Here is a 17,047-nt window from a genome sequence, read left to right on the forward strand (position 1 = left end):
ATTGATGAGATTGGAAGCCACCTCAAAGAAACGGCACATCGGCTCGCGGCGGGGTGAGGCCCTTGCTCCTCTATTCCGTGGTGCTCTGTGGATATACCTTGTAAACCAAGCAGCTATCAACCAATTAATCCGGATACCCTTTTTTTTTGCAATAAAAAATACATCAACCAGGTATTCCTTATACCCTTCAATTTCTGGGGAGTCGCTGCTCCCCGTTGATCGAGCCTCGTGTAATGAGGCGATCAGTGGACAGGTGGCCCCGAGGTCACACCTGCACGAGCAGTGCCGTGGCGTACATGATCCCGACACCGGCCGTGACACCCAGCACTGAAATGCCGGAGACTGGCGACATCGCCTCAGCCACGGCGGTTCGCCGTAGATAATCTGCGACTTCGACGCAGACCTGTAGAATGGCGCCGGCTCCCAGCCCCAGGAACAGCGCCGACCAATGCGGTGCGAAGGCATAGGCCCCCAGCCAAGTGCCGAGTACCGCGGGCAAGCCGGCCAGGGCCACTAGTCCGACCCACATCCAGGCAGGTATGGACAGGCGCGTCAGGGGAGCAGCGATGGCGACGCCTTCGGTCAGGTTATGCAGCGTAAAACCGATCACCAGGAAGGTGCCCAGCGCCCCGGCACCGGCTGCGAAGGCGCCACCGATGGCGAGGCCCTCGCCCAGGTTGTGCAGCCCGATGCCCAGCGCGATATACCACGCCAGAATGCGACCCTCCGGAGGCAGGCCGTGGCGCCGCCCCACCCCCAGCAGCGCCAGGAAGGCGACCAGCGCCGTCAGCCAGACCAGGGCCGGCCCTTGGAACAGCGACGCCGCCTCGGCCGCGAGTTCGAGCCCGGCCTCGAGGGTGTCCACCAGCAGGAAGGCCAGCAGCCCCAAGGTCAGGGCCAAGGTGAACTGGAACCCCTTCGCGCCGGCATGCTGTAGCGCCGGCAACAGGCACATGCCCAGCGCCACCGGCAGGACCCCCACAAAGAGGCCGAGCACGCCATAGCCGGACAACTGCTCGATGCTCGGCTGTGGGGTTGGCTCCGCCACCTCGATGGTGTGCCCGAAGGTGACCCCTGTGCCGGTGACCAGGGTGACCTCGTGCAGTTCGTCCTCCACCCAGGGATAGGGGATCTGCAGCCATGCGGCCTGCCCCCTGGACAGCTCACCAGCTGGCTCCTGGTGGAAGCGCCAGTAGGCACCATCGACCTGCACCTGGGCGATGCGCATGGGTTCCGATCCCCCCGCGCGTACCTTCAGGGCGAGGCCGTCGTCGTCGATGATGGTGCGCTCGACGGTCAGTTCCTCGAGCGGCGGTGGCGATACGCCGAGCCATTCGAGTGGCTGCGTCATCTGGAACCACAGGAGCGCCAAGCCGAGCATCAGCGGGGGGAGCAGCAACGAGAACCACAGTCGCGGGTGCATCAGACCACCTCGAACAGACTCATCCAGCCGAGTTCCACGAATTCGCTCTGGTGGGCATGGAACATGTACTGCCCCGGCTCGTGGTCGGCGAAGGAGAATTCCAGGATGCCCCGCTGCGCCTGGCACTGCATCACCGTATCCACGGTCCTGAGGGTCGGCGTCAGGGTCGTGCCATGATCGTAGTAATCGAAGAAGTTGGCATGCAGGTGCAGGGAGTTCACTGGATCGAACTCGGTGACGTTAATCAGGTATATCCGTGCCGGGCGAGCCCGCTCGAGGCGAATGGGCCGATTCACGTAGGCATGCGCCACCGAGTTGACCGCGTAGATCTCGTTCTCCTCGTCGAAATTGGTGTCGAAGCCATTCATCACCATCACGAACTCCTGCCAGCGCGCGTTCGCCTCACTGCCCAGTAGGCGTGAGCGAGCCGCCGGCTCATGCTCGGGATGCCGTTGCGGATCCGGGTCGACGATAAAGGCACCGTACAGACCCTTGTGGATATGGCGTTTCAACGGCAACGAATGACAGTGATACAGGTGGCAGCCGAAGGGCTCGGCATCGAACTCGTAGGTGAAGGCTTCCCCAGGTGCTACCTCGCCGGCGCCTGGCACGCCATCCATTCGCGCCGAGTGGATGCCATGGAAGTGCAGAGTGTGCACATGGCTGCCGGCGTTGACGAAGCGAATGCGTATCCGGTCGCCCTCGGTGGCCCTCAGCGACGGCCCCGGCACCCGACCATTGTAGGTCCAGGCCGGGAAGAAGAGCCCTGGTGCGATCTCGATCTCCTTGTCGATGGCGGTGATCGTGTACTCGCGCAGCCGTTGCCCGTTCGCCAGCCGGCTGACCCTGCCGGTATCCCAGTCGGTGAGCATGGCGGTCGGATCGAAGCCATTGCGTGCATGGTCGACCTCGCCTTGGGTGATCATGTTGCCCGTCATAGCCCCGTGGCTTCCGGCAGGGGAGGAAGAGGTCGTCACTGATGCCGAAACGGTGGCTGCGCGGGCCGACGACAGGCCTATCGCTGACATCAGGCCCCAGCCCCCCGCCTTGAGGAAACCCCGGCGGTCGAAACGCCGTCCTGTCATCGCTTATCGCTCTAAGGTGAACAAGGATGCTTCTGATAAGCATTGTAGTTTATCGCGCTCGGATTAGCGCACTCGGCTCTTCAATCATCACTTCACTTTCGCTGAAGGCTCAGCACGGCTGCATGATCCGCGCAGCAGGTAAGAGCAGTAGCTGGAACAGCTGGTCCGGTTTTGCCCACGAGGCGTAGGCTCGCTAGGACGGCATCTCAGCCACTTCACCCGCACCAGCCGCAACCGATACAGGAACTGCTGGTGGGATCGCATGTTGCCCGGTCGCGGCCGGAACTGGGTTATATGCAAAGTAAAGCCGTAGCGAGAAACGCCTGGGGAGTACCTAAAGCACCTCGAAGATATCGGCTTCATTGTTCAAATAAAGCGCGGCATCATCGGCTAAATGCCCCGAGAGTACGCATCTTATCAGTCATGGTTTAAGGTTTTTTATAACCACTCATCCAGCACATAGTTGGGGTTGATCTTTACCAAAAAGGGAGAGATCAAAACGGCAACAACATAGCAAAATCACGCCTACATTGGGCCCTGGGAAGGCCTCGATGTTGCTTGAACCATGGCTTTGCAGGAACGTGCCCTGTGGCGTGGGAGCTTGACAAGAAATCAGCCATTGGGGCACAAAAAATTGAACTAAAACACCGCCGGATGGTTGGCGGTACTCTTTTAATGAGTAGGCCACCTAGCTGCGCATTAGAATGCACGAGATTCTGAAGAAGCGCCCCAGCGATCCTACTCGCCAGGGCGCCGCTGTGCTGATGTATTGAACGCTACTCAGTCGCGGTCAGTCACCATTGCCCACTCGCAGGGCCACGAAATAGGCACGGCCGTCGCGGTTGAGAAGAACCGGCACCGTTTGGTCGTCCGGCAGGTTGGTAAGCAACTCCGTCAGCTGTTCCGGGCTCTCTATCGGTTGCTGGCCCAGGCTGACCAGCACATCGCCGGGGCGAATGCCGGCGGCAGCGGCATGGCCGGTCGGATCGACCTTGGCGATGCGCACCCCGTGATCAATGCCAAGCCGGCGCTTCTCCATGCTACTCAGCGGCTGAACCACGATCCCGAGGCGCACCGGGTCGCCCTCGGCCTGATCGGCACCGGCATCCGGCCACTCGCCAACTTCCACCGTGATGGTCTCCTGCTGACCATCGCGCAGCACCCTGAGCTCGACCTCTTCCCCCGGACTCGTCTGACCGACCAGGCGCGGCAGCGTGGTGGAGTGGTCCACTTCCTGGCCGTTCACCTCAAGGATGACATCACCGGCCTTGAGGCCGCCTTCCGCCCCAGGGCTGCCGGGCTCAAGCTCGGCGATCAAGGCACCCTCGGCCTGTTCCATGCCGAAGGACTCCGCCAGGTCCTTGGACACCGGCTGGATGCTGACCCCCAGCCAGCCGCGGCTCACGTAACCCTCTTCGCGCAGCTGGTTGGCGACATCCAGTGCTACATCGATGGGGATGGCGAAGGAGAGGCCCATGTAGCCACCGCTGCGGGTCAAGATCTGGGAGTTGATGCCCACGACTTCACCATCCAGGTTGAAGAGCGGTCCTCCGGAGTTACCCGGATTAATCGCCACGTCGGTCTGGATGAAGGGGACATAGACGTCCTGAGGCAGGGTGCGGTTGATGGCGCTGATGATCCCGGACGTCACCGAGTGATCGAAGCCGAAGGGGGAGCCGATGGCGGCGACCCACTGGCCGACCTTGAGATCGGTGGACTCACCGAGCTCCAGGGTCGGCAGATTGTCCGCCTCGACTTTGAGGACCGCCACGTCGGTTTTTTCATCAGCACCGACCAGCTCAGCCTCGAGCTCACGCCGGCCATTCAGGCGCACCAGGATCTTATCGGCGTCCTTGACCACGTGGGCGTTGGTCATGATGTAGCCGTCTTCATCGAAGATGAAGCCCGATCCCAGTGACTGACGTGGCTCCTCATTGCGATTGGGCGCACCGCCGGGTGGCATCGGGATGCGGTCGCCGAAGAACTCTCGAAAGATCTCCGGCACCTCCTGCCCCCCAAACTGCCGAGAGGATGTCATGGACCTCTCGATCTCCCGTGAGGTGGAGATGTTGACGACGGCTGGCGCGGCCTTGTCGACCAACTCTGTGAAGTCTGGCAGCCGTGGTTCGGCGAGGGCTGGCGTCGCCAGCATCAAGAGTAAAGCTAGGCTCATCAGCCAGGTGTGCGGGTGAGGCTTAGGTATCACAATGGGCTCCTTCCGGGGCATGGGAGATGGTAACCATGTCTGGTACAGCGCCCACTATGCAAAGTTCCATACGCTTAGCCTTGGCTCGGTCTTCATTAGAATTCGGGCTTGAAGCTTGAGTTGCTATAGGTTTTATACTGCCGGGTCTCCAGGTGACACCACAAGGATGACGCATGGGACATCATCACGATCATCCCCACCTTGACCCCACCTCTGGTGACCGTCGGGTGAGCATCGCCATCTGGGCCAACGGGATATTGACCGTTGCTCAGATAGTGGGGGGTATCCTGGCGGGAAGCCTCGCGCTGATCGCGGATGCGCTGCATAATTTTTCCGACATGGCTGCCCTTGTCATTGCCTTTGCTGCCCGCAAGATCGCGAGGCGACCACCTGACTCTCAGATGACGTTTGGCTATGGACGAATCGAGATTGTCGCAGCGCTGATCAACTACACTACTCTCATTCTTGTTGGGTTTTATCTAATTTATGAAGGCGTGATGCGCATGATCGACCCGCCAGAGATTCAAGGCTGGATAGTCGTCATCATCGGGATTGTCGCTCTTCTTGTCGATGCGCTAACGGCCTTGCTCACCTGGTCGATGCAAAAACATAGTGTCAACATTCGGGCTCTCTTCCTGCACAACCTGTCTGATGCGTTTGCGTCCATCGCTGTGATCATTGGGGGCTCGCTGATTCTGCTATACGATATGCGCTGGGTAGACCCCGCGATCACGATCGGTATTGCACTCTATATTCTCTATCTTGCCTTTACGGAAATAGGTACCCCTATCCGGACACTGATGCTGGGCTCGCCTCCCGATGTCGATGGTCAATCAGTCATTGATCTCCTGCGCAGCGTCGAAGGGGTTGAGGATGTGCATCATGTTCACCTATGGCAAATGCAGGAGAATACCGCCGCACTTGATTGCCACGTGGTGACGACGGAAGCAGGCTGGCAGCAGCTCGAGGCGATCAAGGCGGATATCAAGGCGCAACTGAAAGCGCGCTTTGACATTGGCCACTCCAGCTTGGAATTCGAGCATATTGATCATGCGCATCAGGGAGCCAATCTTTATGGGCATGGATAACACGCCACTATTCGCCGACTTAGGCACCCAACAGCGGTTGAGATCCACTCAGCAGTCCTCTGGTCTTGCTTTCCGTTTAACCACTTGAATTGGAGAAGTCAATGTACAAAAAAGCGACGTTTATCCTGGTTGGCGCGTTGATGCTGACCGCCCTCATCGTGATCGTAGCGAGACCCTCGTTGTTGGGCATGGGCGCCGAGGCGGCCAGCCAGGATGGCGCTCAGGCCGAAAACTCTCTGGTGCGCTCACACTCGCCTGTTCTGGGGCCGGAAGAAGCGCCGGTGACCATCGTGGAGTTCTTCGACCCGGCCTGTGAGGCCTGCCGTGCCTTCTATCCGCTGACCAAGCGCATCCAGGAAGAGTATCCCGACCAGGTGCGGTTGGTGGTGCGCTACACGCCCTTCCACGGAGACCTGTCCGATACCGCCATTCGCGTGCTGGAAGTCGCCAGGCGCCAGGACGTCTTCCAGCCGGTGCTGGAGGCGTTGCTGGCCCGGCAGAGCCAGTGGGCGGCTCATGGCAGCTTCGATGAGGCCGCTATTCTGGATATCGCCAGCGAGGCCGGTCTGGACAGGGCTGCAGCAGAGGAACAACTTGACTCCCCCGAGGTACAAGCGGTCATTGACCAGGACAAGGAAGACGTCAAGGCCAACCAGATCCGCCAGACGCCGACCTTTTTCGTCAATGGTGAGCTGTTGGACCCCTTCGGCATGCAGGAACTGGTCGACGCCGTCAATCGTGAGGTGACCGAGGTCGCTGGCGAGGACGATGCGTCATGACACGGCGCTGGTTGCTGCTAGGATTGGTGGGTCTGGGCCCTCTGCTGGCCGAGGCCCATTGGCAAGAGAACACCTTGCTATCCCCGAGCGAACCGGCATCGACCAGGGCACAGGCTCTCACACAGAGGGGCTCAGCGCCCTTGGCCGTTCAGCCACCCGAGAGCGTCGCCCAGGAGCTAACCGTGGCGCCTGGGGATACCCTGAACGCACTGCTGCAGCAGCTTGGCGTGAATGCCGAGACGCGCACCCAAGCGTCGACATCGCTGGCGGAGAGGTTCGACCCAAGACGCTTGCGGCCTGGAGACCGTCTCACTGTCACCTCTCTGACGACCGGACAGCCGGTGTCGGTGGCCATCGAGCGTGACTCGGGTATTCAATACGTCGTTACACTGGGGGAGCGGCCGTCGACGCGGATTGTCCCGCCTCGTCTCGACACCCTGACTCTGGGCCGTGAAGTGGACATCGAAACGTCACTTTATGCCGCCTTGGCGGCAGAGGGGATACCCACGCGTTTCGCCATGGACCTCGAGGTGCTGCTAGGCGGACTCATGGACACAGCCCGAGATATCTCGGGCGCGGAGCGCCTGCAGTTACTGTGGGAAGAGGATCGCCGAGAGGATGGCACGCGAGTCGGGCCTCCCCGTCTGACCTATATGGGATTGGCTGACCCGTCGGCACGACTGGAGATGGTATGGCCGACGGACCAGAGAGCCACCGTGATGCTCTTCAAGGACGGTAGCCTTGTGGAGACGAAGCGGTTCCCGGTGCTCGGCGCACGCCTGACGTCCGCCTTCGGCAATCGACGCCATCCCGTTTACGGTGGGGTACGTCGTCATGACGGCGTCGACCTTGCCGCCCCTCGCGGCACCCCAGTCATGGCGACGGCGCCGGGGCGGGTCTCCTTCGTCGGTCGCCGGGGAGGTTATGGTCGTGTCGTGGAGGTAGAGCACGAGAGGGGCACTCTCAGTCGCTATACGCATCTCAGTCGCTTCGCCTCCGGCCTGTCGGTCGGGGACGCCATCAATGCCGGCGACACGCTGGGTGAAGTCGGGGCCTCCGGACTCACCACGGGGCCCAACCTGCACTACGAAGTGAGAGTGGGTGACCGACCTGTCGATCCCCTGGAGGAGGGGCAGCGCATCATTCTGGGGGAGTCACCGACACCCCAGGATTATCGAAGCGCGCTCTTCGAGGCTCGTGGTCGTCTGAAAAAAGCCATCGGTACGTCTGGTCTGGTCGCCTTGGATAATCGATAGGCCGCCAGGCTGGCTTGTTGTATGAGACGCAGCGGTGGCCATGTAATGGCTATCGTCGTGTGACTCAACATTCCCTGCAGTACCAACCCTCCAAAGGGGAAGGGTCTATGGAAGGTGTCTCTCCAGTCACGCTGGGGTTTTTGGGTAGTCTTGCCGCCGGTTCGATGACCGCGATCGGAGCGCTACCTATCCTGATCAGCAAGGCGCCCGATCGTGCCGTTCGCGACCTGGCACTCGGATTCGCCGCCGGTGTCATGCTGGCGGCGTCCTTCTTTTCACTGATCATTCCCTCCCTGGAAGCCTCTGGACTGCGCTATGGCGGTAGCGTCTTGCCTGCCGTCATTGCCTGCGCGTCGATACTGATGGGGATGGGGCTGGTCGCCCTGCTGAATGAGCAACTCCCCCACGAGCATTTCGAGCAGGGGCGTGAAGGGCCACAGGCAGCATCGCTTCGCCGAATCTGGCTGTTCATCATTGCCATCACGATCCACAACCTGCCAGAGGGTCTGGCGGTTGGTGTGGCTTTTGGAGCAGGGGGAAGCGAAGGGGGACTTCCCCTTGCCATCGGTATCGGCCTGCAGAATGCGCCGGAAGGCCTGGCGGTGGCAGTGGCACTGCTGGGTGAAGGCTATTCACGCTGGCGATCCTGGACCATTGCCTCCCTCACCGGGCTGGTAGAGCCGCTGGGTGGCCTGCTAGGTGCGGGAGTCGTCAGCATGTCACAAGTGCTGCTCCCCTGGGGGCTGGCCTTCGCCGCCGGCGCCATGCTCTATGTCATCAGCCATGAGATCATTCCCGAGACCCACCGAAGTGGCCACCAGAACAAGGCGACGTTGGGGCTCTCGGTGGGGTTGGTACTCATGCTGTTCCTGGATGTCTCGCTGGGCTAGCTTGCCGACCCTTCCAGGCGCCTACCCCAGGTCGTGAGCGCCTCCGTGGGCCTGGTCGCTGATACAAAGCTGATGATCGCTCAACACTTCGATGATCCGGCAGCTTTCGACCTTCCCCCCGGCACACTGGCTGACCATCCGTTTGAGCTCGTCACGCAGTGCGGAGAGCCGCTGCAACCGCGACTCGACCTCCTCCAGGTGGTGCTTGGCAATGGCGTCGACCTCCTGACACGGCATGTCGGGCTGGTCTGACATGGCCAGCAGTTCACGCACCGCTTCCACCGAGAAGCCGAAGTCCCGAGCATGGCGAATGAAGGTCAGCCGCCTGACGGCCTCCTCTCCGTAGCGGCGTTGACCGCCCTCGGTACGTGTCGCGTCGCTCACCAGCCCGATGCTCTCGTAATAGCGAACCGTTTCGGGCTTGCAACCGGCACGCCGGGCCAGTTCGCCGATGCCGATTGCATCGCTCGTCTCCGCCATCCTGAAGCCCTCCTGAATGGCTTGAATCTATAGTTGCTACAAGGTTTATCCTTCAGAAGATAACCCATCGCCAGGAGTGTCACCATGGAAAATTCGACATCCACGGCAACGTCAGTGGGCTTCACGCTACGAGTCGAAGGCATGGACTGTGGTGGCTGCGAGCGCAAGGTCGAAGCCGCGCTGGGCCGCCTGGAGGGCATCGAGGCGGTATCGGCCAGTTCGGTGACCGGGTCGGTCACCGTACACCCCCAACCACACTCGGCCCCGTCTCACCAGACGATCGAACGGATCCTTAACGAGCTTGGCTACCGGCTTGCCGCCGATACCGAGAAGGATGGGTCAGATACCCCCCCAGCGCCCTGGTGGCAGACCGCGAAAGGACGCCTGGTGCTCGTCACGGGGGGCCTGCTGGCTCTGGCCTTGGTCCTTCGCATGACCTGGCCGGTACTGGGAGGCTGGCCCTTCGTCGCCGCCACCCTGGTGGGTCTGGTGCCCATCGCACAGGGCGCCTGGGGCGCACTGAAGATGCGCAACCCCTTCACCATCGAGATGCTGATGAGCATCGCCGCCCTGGGCGCCCTGGCTATCGACGCCGCCGCCGAAGCGGCGGTGGTGGTCTTCCTGTTCGCCGTGGGCGAACTGCTGGAGGGCGTGGCCGCCTCACGGGCGCGACGCAGCATCTCGGCCCTGGCGGACCTGACGCCGTCCACGGCGAGGCTGATGGAGGATGGGGATACTCGTGAGGTCTCGGCCGCCTCGCTCACGCCTGGGCAGCGAGTCCTGGTGCGACCGGGCGACCGCGTGCCCTGCGATGGGCGTATTCTGACCGGCGAATCCGACCTGGATGAGTCACCGATCAACGGGGAGTCGGTGCCCCGCTCGCGTGCCCCGGGGGACGACGTCTTTGCCGGCACGGTCAACCTCGATGCCGCCCTGGAGGTGGAGGTAACCCGCGGCGCCGAGGACAACACCATCGCCCGGGTGATCCGCCTGGTGGAAGAGGCCCAGGCCGCCAAGGCGCCGGTGGCGCGCTTCATCGATCGCTTCGCGTTCTACTACATGCCGGCGGTGGTGGGGCTCGCCCTGCTGATGGCGGTGGTGCCGCCGCTGGTCTCGACCATGGCCTGGTCGGAATCGGTCTATCGCGCCCTGGCCTTGCTGTTGATCGCCTGCCCCTGTGCCCTGGTGATCTCGACCCCCGCGGCGATCGCTGCCGGCCTCTCGGCGGGCGCCCGGCGGGGCCTGCTGATCAAGGGCGGCGCGGTACTCGAACAGCTGGGCAAGCTGCGCACGGTGGCGTTGGACAAGACCGGCACCCTCACCGCCGGCACTCCCCGTGTCACAGACGTGGAGGACTGGGCCACCGGCCAGGGCGAAAACGAGATCCTGAGGCTGGCAGCCGCGATGGAACGTGATTCTAGCCATCCCATCGCCACGGCCATCCTCGCCCATGCGCAGCAACAGGGCCTGTCGCTTCCCCTGGCCAGCGAGAGCCGCGCCCTGTCGGGCTTGGGCGTCGCCGGCCGGGTCGAGGGGCGCGAGCTGGGCCTGGTCACGCCTCGCCACCTGGCCGAGCGAGTCACGCTGGATCATGACCTGAACGTCCGGATCGCCGAGCTGGAGGGTGCCGGCAAGAGTCTCGCCCTGCTGGTCGAGAGCGAGCGTCCCCTGGGACTGATCGCCGTTCGCGATGAGCCGCGTGAGGACGCCCGGGAGGGGCTCGCCGCCCTGTCACGTCTCGGCGTCGAGGCCGTCATGCTCAGTGGTGACAATGCGCGTACCGCCGCTGCCATCGGTGGCTCGCTGGGCATCGAGGCCCATGGCGAGCTGATGCCCGAGGACAAGGCCCGGCGCGTGCAGCAATGGCAGGCCACCGGACGCGGGCCGGTCGGCAAGGTGGGCGACGGGATCAACGATGCCCCGGCACTGGCGGCGGCCGATGTCGGCATCGCCATGGGCGGCGGCACCGACGTGGCACTGGAAACGGCGGATGCGGCCCTGCTCAAGAACCGCGTCACCGGCATCGCCGAGCTGATCGACCTGTCTAGGGCCACGCTGCGCAACGTCAAGACCAACGTCGCCCTGGCGCTGGGCCTGAAGGCTATCTTCCTGGTGACCACGGCGCTGGGCATCACCGGCATGTGGATCGCGGTGATGGCGGATACCGGTGCCACCGTGCTGGTGACCCTGAACGCCATGCGGCTGCTGGGCTATCGCTTCTCACCAGGGACCGCCATGAGCGGCTCGGCAAGCCCGCGCTACCAGGCAGCCACGTCATGAGAACGAAACGGATAGCGATGGCGCCGCAGAGCCGCTACTGGTTGGCACTGGCCGTTATGGTCGGCCTGGCCGACCAGGTCATCAAGGGACTGGTGCAGGCGCTGATGCCGTATGGCCAGACCATCCCGCTGACCCCATTCTTCAACTGGGGTCACTGGTGGAACACGGGGGCGGCCTTCAGCTTCCTCGCCGATTCAGGTGGCTGGCAGCGCTACCTCTTCCTCTGCCTGACAGGAATAGCGGCTATCGTGCTGACGTTCCTGTTGTGCAGGCCCAGGCCCCGCCTGGAGGCGCTGGGGTACAGCTTGATGCTGGGTGGCGCGCTGGGTAATGGCATCGACCGCCTGGCGCGAGGGTATGTGGTGGACTACCTGGACATCTACTGGCGAGAGTGGCACTGGCCCGCCTTCAACCTGGCGGATATCGCCCTGTTCCTGGGTGTCATTACCTTTGCGATGGCGGCCTTGCATGAACGTCCCTCCCCCAGGTTGTCCGAGTGACGGCATGGATGCACAGAACCCGCCAGTCCGGGACATGACGCTTTTCGGACGGCTCTCTCCGGTCCTCGGCTGTTTGCTGGCCCTGACCGCCGGAGGGTTGACCACCCTTAGTGCCGCGCCCTTCACGCTGTGGTGGCTGGGCCCGGTGGCGGTGGCCCTGGTCTATGTCGGCATCCATGCCCTGACACCCGCTCAAGCCGCCCTCCGCGGTTGGTGCTATGGCGTGGGCCTGTTCGGCTCCGGTACCTCCTGGGTCTTCGTCGCGATCCACGACTATGGCGATACGGGGGCGCTCCTGGCGCTCTTCCTCACCGGTGTGTTCGTGGCCAGCCTGGCGCTGTTCTATGCCGTGCCCTTCTGGCTCTATCGCCGCGTCACGGGCCCACGCCTGGCCTTCCTCAGCTTCGCCGGCGCCTGGGTACTCAGCGAGTGGCTGCGCACCTGGCTGTTTACCGGGTTTCCCTGGCTGCTGCTGGGCACCTCTCAGGTGGACTCGCCGCTGGCGGCCTGGGCCCCGGTAGGCGGCGTCTATCTCCTGTCGCTGATCACCGCCCTGACCGGCACCCTGGGCGTGGAGCTCCTGCGCCGCCGCTGGTGGGCCGCGGCGCCCATCGCCGCTCTCTGGCTGACTCCCCTGGCCCTGCCGGCCCAGTGGACCTTCCCGGCCGGCGAGCCGCTGGGAGTCGCCCTGCTGCAGGGCAACCTGGACCAGTCGATCAAGTGGACGCCCGAGGGCCAGCGTGAGGCGGCCAGTATCTACACGGTGTTGACCCTTGCCCAGTCCAACGACCTCGACCTGATTGTCTGGCCCGAGGCGGCCTTGCCGATGTTCGAGGAGAACGCGCGGCCCATACTGGAGCGGGTGCAGTCCAAACTGTCGCCCGACACCGCCCTGCTCACAGGCATCCTGCAGCGCGACGGCGGCGCTAACTACAACGGCGTGATCGGCCTGGGTAACGCCGAGGGCCAGTATCGTAAGGTGCGTCTGGTGCCTTTCGGCGAGTACCTGCCGCTGAAGCGCCTGCTCGCCGGCACTATCGCTTTCTTCGACTTGCCCATGCCGGTCATGACCCCCGGGGCCGAGGCTCAGGGGCCGATCCACGCCGCCGGAACCACCATCGGTAACGCCATCTGCTACGAGATCATCTATGCCGATCGTGTCGCCGAGCAGGCGCGCGATGCTGAGCTGTTGCTGACGGTCTCCAACGACACCTGGTTCGGCCGCTCCATCGGCCCCCTGCAGCATCTGCAGATGGCCCGCCTGCGTGCGCTGGAGAACGGCCGGTACCTGATCCGCGCCACCAGCAACGGCGTGACCGCCATCGTCGATCCTCAGGGCCGTGTCACGGCCCGCGCACCGCAGTTCCAGGCGACGAGCCTTCGCGGCGAGGTGCTGCCCATGGTGGGAAACACGCCGTTCACCCGAACCGGTAGCTGGCCCACCTGGCTGTTGGCCGCCTTACTGGTGCTGCCTGGATGGCGATTCAACACACGTCGGTCTGGATGATAAGGGTCCAGCCGAAAAGGGAGAGAATGATGGCGTTATCCGAATCCCACTCTGGCACAGCAAGGAAATCTCCATGGTGGCAGCTTCGAACACGCACACTGGTGGGAGCGCTGGCAGGCTGGCTTGCGTTCATCGGCGTTGCTCAGGCCCAGGAGGAAAACAAGTGGCCCCTCGGCCACTATCCGCTGCCTGAACAAGGCAATGTGATCGGCGACACCTACCGCATAACGGTGGAGGATCGAGAAGATACCCTGCTCGATATCGCCAGGCGGCACAACCTGGGGTACAGGGAGATCGTGCGCGCCAACCCGGACGTGAGCATCTGGATTCCCGGCGAGGGTGCCGAGGTGACCATACCCGGACGCTTCATCCTGCCCCCTGCAGAGCGCACTGGCATCGTCATCAACATCGCCGAGCTGCGCCTTTATTATTATCCCGAGGTGGATGACGACGAGACGCCACGTGTCGAGACCTATCCTATCGGCATCGGTCGCGAGGGCTTCGATACGCCCCTCGGTGTGACCAAGACCACCATGAACATCAAGAACCCCGCCTGGTACCCACCCGAGTCGGTCCAGCGTGAAGCCAGGGCACGTGGTGAAGAGGCACCCAGCGTGGTGCCCCCAGGCCCGGACAATCCGCTGGGAGACCATGCCATTATCCTTGGATTCGATGGCTACTTGATCCATGGGACCAACCAGCCGGATGGTATCGGCATGCGTGCCAGTCGTGGCTGTATTCGCATGTTCCCTGGGGACATCGAGTCGATCTTCGACCGCGTGCCCGCCGGCACCCAGGTCCGAATCGTCAACCAGCCCATCAAGATCGGCTGGCATGAAGGGCAACCGCTGGTTCAGGCATTCCCGCCCCTGGAGGGGGAGGGGCACAGCATGTCCACGTTGGTAGAGACCGTCACCCGTCTCAACCAGCGCAAGGCCGAGGGCTGGAGCTTCGATTATGAACAGCTTCGCGGCCTGTTGGATGACCCCAGCGGTCGCATGGTAGCCCTGAATCCGAAGCCGGAGCCGGATAAAACACCTGACCCTGACTACCAGGGTATCTACGCAGAAATTGCGCTGCGCAGGCCATGACGACGACAACATGGCGGGTCCTGTCAGTCTCGTGATGTTGACTTCAGTCGTGGCTGATACAGGACCTATCGCCCTGTGCAGGGTCACTGGCGGCGCGTTGGCGGTATACCCAACCACTGAACTGGTGCCGTGCCTTGGGGCGCGGCCTTCCTCGCCTCCCAGGCACCGAGGTGCGGGCTCTGACTTCGTCTGCGTTTATAGTCCCACCTTGCCGCATGCCACGGTGGGCTCCTAGTCTCACCGTTGGCATGCCGATTCTGGGGAGGGAAGGGCTATCGACCTCGACGTTGCTCTGGGCTACCTGCTGCCGTGGGAGTTCTCGCTGGCCTGGTCGGGGGCCTGCCTGCTGGCCATCGCGCTCTACCTGCGTGGCCTCCGGCAGCGCCGACGGCGAGGCGAGGCCACCGGCGCAGGCCGAGTCCTTGCCTACCTGCTGGGTGTCGCCACCATCTATGGCGTCACCCAGACCCATTACGACTACCTCGCCCAGTACATGTTCTTTACCCACCGGGCACAGCATCTGGTATTGCATCACGCCGGTCCCTTCCTGATTGCCCTGGCCGCCCCCCTGCCGGTACTGACAGACGGCTTGCCGACCCGAATCAGGCACTTTTCAGGATGGAGGCCGGTCTCGCGCCTGCTGCGCCCCGTATACCGGACGCTTCAGCATCCACTGATCGCTCCCGTACTGTTCGTCGGGCTGATCTATTTCTGGTTGATTCCCGAGGTCCACTTCGATGCGATGCTGAGTACCGACCTGTATCAAGTGATGAACTGGAGCATGGCGCTGGATGGGTTGCTGTTCTGGTGGTTGATCCTGGATCGCCGCACGCCGCAGCAGGGCGGCCTCGGCTACGGAAAGCGCATCGCCATCCTGCTGGTGGTGATTCCGCCACAGATCGTGCTGGGGGCCTATATCGTCTTCAGCCGGAATGTCATTTTCGATGTCTATGAGGTGTGCGGGCGTGCCTGGCCGCTGGACCCTCTGACTGACCAGCTCCTCGGTGGCCTGTTGACTTGGGTACCGGCCACGATGATGAGTGCCATCGGGGTTCTGATCATTCTCAGCTTTCTGTTCCGTGATGCCCGCAAGGAGGATGCCGCTGATGTCTCTCACGCCACACCCTAGTCTGCCGCGACTAGCGAAACACTGGTGCTCGACCTTCCTGCTGCTGATCGCGACGTCCGGCACGCTGGCGGCTGCCGAACTGGAGGTCAGCGAGGCGCGTCTTAGGCTCCTGCCCGGGGACCTGCCCGCGGCAGGCTACTTCACCCTCACCAATACCAGCGAGAAGGGCGTCACCCTGACAGGAGCGGATAGCCCCGCTTTCGGTAATGTCATGATGCACCGCAGTGTCAATCAGGATGGCGTCACCCGCATGGAGCCCGTCGCCCAACTGGAGCTGGCGGCGGGGGAGCAGGTCGAATTCGCCCCGGGTGGCTACCATCTCATGCTCATGAAGCGGGTTCGCCCCCTCGTCGTTGGTGACGACGTCGAGGTGAATCTTCATTTCGCCGGCAATCAGCGACAGCGTGACACGTTCCGCGCCGTGGCGCCGACAGCACAGTAGGGGGAGCAGGATGCGCCGATGCATCATGGCACTATTCGTGACGCTATGGCTTGCGGGCTGCAGCGATCCAGACTGGCAGACCAAGGATATCTCGGGGCTGATGCCTTCCCTGGCGTTCGAACTCATCGACGAGAACGGGAATACGGTGAGCGCCGATCAGTTCCTCGGCAAGACGACGCTGCTGTTCTTCGGCTTCACCCATTGCCCCGATGTCTGTCCGACCACCCTTTCGCGTCTCGACGCGGCCACCCAACGCATGGATGAAACCGCGCGTGATGAAATCCAGGTGCTCTTCGTCTCGGTGGATCCTCGCCGCGATGACGCCGAGACACTGGATAGCTACACCGACGCCTTCGGCCCCCAGTTCATCGGCCTCACGGGGGATAAAGCGGCACTCGATAAGCTGACACGCCGCTATCGGGTGACCTACGGGTATGGCGAAGAAGACAGCGAAGGGAACTATGATGTGTCGCACTCCAGCGCTGTCTTCGCCTTCAATGCCCAGGGAGAGGCGCGCCTGCTGATCCGCGACAGCGACCCCATGGAGGCCGTGGTTGCCGACCTTGGAAGGCTTGCCAGCGGTGCCTGAGTAGTCACCGTCCATCGCCCCTATCTTCCGTCGAGGATCGGGATGGGGATTACCTAGGAGTACGGTGCAAGGTTCGTCGTTGCGCCTTGAGGCAGCTGAACACCACGTTCGATCACCTTTCACTCCTGGAAATTGGGTCAGAGAGCTGCAAGGGCTATGTGTGAGAGGAGTTATTGGTCGGGTAGACCGGACGATTGCTCGTTCCGGCCCCCCACAGATCCGAGCGTGCGCGATTGACGCACTCGGCTCCTCAACCGTCAGGTTCACACGAAGGACGCTCGGTGCACGATTCTCGCTCGCGG

General features: G+C 62.8%; 15 protein-coding genes. 11 read left to right on the forward strand and 4 right to left on the reverse strand.

What is annotated here, in order from left to right:
* Window positions 1–265: 265 nt before the first annotated feature.
* The 3 genes from LWH48_RS14530 to LWH48_RS14540 all read right to left on the reverse strand — a co-directional run bounded on the left by LWH48_RS14530 (window position 266) and on the right by LWH48_RS14540 (window position 4,735).
* Entirely contained in the window at window positions 266–1,423 is a 1,158-nt protein-coding gene (locus LWH48_RS14530) for a ZIP family metal transporter (RefSeq protein ID WP_133483786.1), read from the reverse strand.
* Entirely contained in the window at window positions 1,423–2,349 is a 927-nt protein-coding gene (locus tag LWH48_RS14535) for a multicopper oxidase domain-containing protein (RefSeq protein WP_208107412.1), read from the reverse strand. The genes LWH48_RS14530 and LWH48_RS14535 overlap by 1 nt, the downstream gene beginning before the upstream one ends.
* 949 nt (window positions 2,350–3,298) lie before the next feature.
* A complete protein-coding gene (locus LWH48_RS14540) occupies window positions 3,299–4,735 on the reverse strand; it encodes a DegQ family serine endoprotease (protein WP_043525352.1) in 1,437 nt (478 codons plus the stop codon).
* Between the two features lie 152 nt (window positions 4,736–4,887).
* On the opposite strand from LWH48_RS14540, the gene LWH48_RS14545 reads away from it, so the two are divergent.
* The 4 genes from LWH48_RS14545 (at window position 4,888) to LWH48_RS14560 (ending at window position 8,727) form a co-directional block, all read left to right on the forward strand.
* Window positions 4,888–5,802, forward strand: coding sequence for a cation diffusion facilitator family transporter (locus tag LWH48_RS14545; protein ID WP_133483788.1), 915 nt, complete (start codon window positions 4,888–4,890; stop codon window positions 5,800–5,802).
* 140 nt (window positions 5,803–5,942) lie between these two features.
* Window positions 5,943–6,581 carry a DsbA family protein gene (locus tag LWH48_RS14550; RefSeq protein WP_232913104.1) on the forward strand — a complete coding sequence of 213 codons (639 nt, stop codon included), beginning with the start codon at window positions 5,943–5,945 and terminating at the stop codon, window positions 6,579–6,581.
* A gap of 182 nt (window positions 6,582–6,763) precedes the next feature.
* Window positions 6,764–7,837, forward strand: a complete 1,074-nt coding sequence (locus LWH48_RS18385; RefSeq protein ID WP_161629684.1) for a M23 family metallopeptidase — start codon at window positions 6,764–6,766, stop codon at window positions 7,835–7,837.
* A gap of 107 nt (window positions 7,838–7,944) precedes the next feature.
* A complete protein-coding gene (locus LWH48_RS14560; protein WP_232913105.1) occupies window positions 7,945–8,727 on the forward strand; it encodes a ZIP family metal transporter in 783 nt (260 codons plus the stop codon).
* Window positions 8,728–8,748: 21 nt separating this feature from the next.
* Here the strand turns inward: LWH48_RS14560 and LWH48_RS14565 are convergent, their stop codons facing one another.
* Entirely contained in the window at window positions 8,749–9,207 is a 459-nt protein-coding gene (locus LWH48_RS14565) for a MerR family transcriptional regulator (RefSeq protein ID WP_023007117.1), read from the reverse strand.
* An 84-nt stretch (window positions 9,208–9,291) separates the two neighbouring features.
* Between LWH48_RS14565 and LWH48_RS14570 the strand changes: the two genes are divergently transcribed.
* The 7 genes from LWH48_RS14570 (at window position 9,292) to LWH48_RS14600 (ending at window position 16,745) form a co-directional block, all read left to right on the forward strand.
* Window positions 9,292–11,487 carry a heavy metal translocating P-type ATPase gene (locus LWH48_RS14570; RefSeq protein ID WP_043525355.1) on the forward strand — a complete coding sequence of 732 codons (2,196 nt, stop codon included), beginning with the start codon at window positions 9,292–9,294 and terminating at the stop codon, window positions 11,485–11,487.
* Between the two features lie 17 nt (window positions 11,488–11,504).
* Entirely contained in the window at window positions 11,505–11,987 is a 483-nt protein-coding gene (lspA, locus tag LWH48_RS14575) for a signal peptidase II (RefSeq protein WP_023007119.1), read from the forward strand.
* 4 nt (window positions 11,988–11,991) lie between these two features.
* Window positions 11,992–13,494 (forward strand): apolipoprotein N-acyltransferase, encoded by a 1,503-nt coding sequence (lnt, locus tag LWH48_RS14580; protein ID WP_232913106.1) that lies wholly within the window; start codon window positions 11,992–11,994, stop codon window positions 13,492–13,494.
* On the forward strand, window positions 13,464–14,585 hold the full coding sequence (locus LWH48_RS14585; protein WP_232913107.1) for a L,D-transpeptidase family protein: 1,122 nt from the start codon (window positions 13,464–13,466) through the stop codon (window positions 14,583–14,585). The genes lnt and LWH48_RS14585 overlap by 31 nt, the downstream gene beginning before the upstream one ends.
* A 364-nt stretch (window positions 14,586–14,949) precedes the next feature.
* Window positions 14,950–15,714 (forward strand): cytochrome c oxidase assembly protein, encoded by a 765-nt coding sequence (locus tag LWH48_RS14590; protein WP_232913110.1) that lies wholly within the window; start codon window positions 14,950–14,952, stop codon window positions 15,712–15,714.
* Window positions 15,692–16,156 (forward strand): copper chaperone PCu(A)C, encoded by a 465-nt coding sequence (locus LWH48_RS14595; protein ID WP_232913108.1) that lies wholly within the window; start codon window positions 15,692–15,694, stop codon window positions 16,154–16,156. Before LWH48_RS14590 ends, LWH48_RS14595 begins: the two co-directional genes overlap by 23 nt.
* A 25-nt stretch (window positions 16,157–16,181) precedes the next feature.
* Complete coding sequence (locus LWH48_RS14600; RefSeq protein WP_229332954.1) at window positions 16,182–16,745, forward strand: SCO family protein; 564 nt, start codon at window positions 16,182–16,184, stop codon at window positions 16,743–16,745.
* Window positions 16,746–17,047: the final 302 nt, after the last annotated feature.

Source organism: Halomonas sp. G15 (genome assembly GCF_021282295.1).
Classification (GTDB): domain Bacteria; phylum Pseudomonadota; class Gammaproteobacteria; order Pseudomonadales; family Halomonadaceae; genus Halomonas; species Halomonas alimentaria.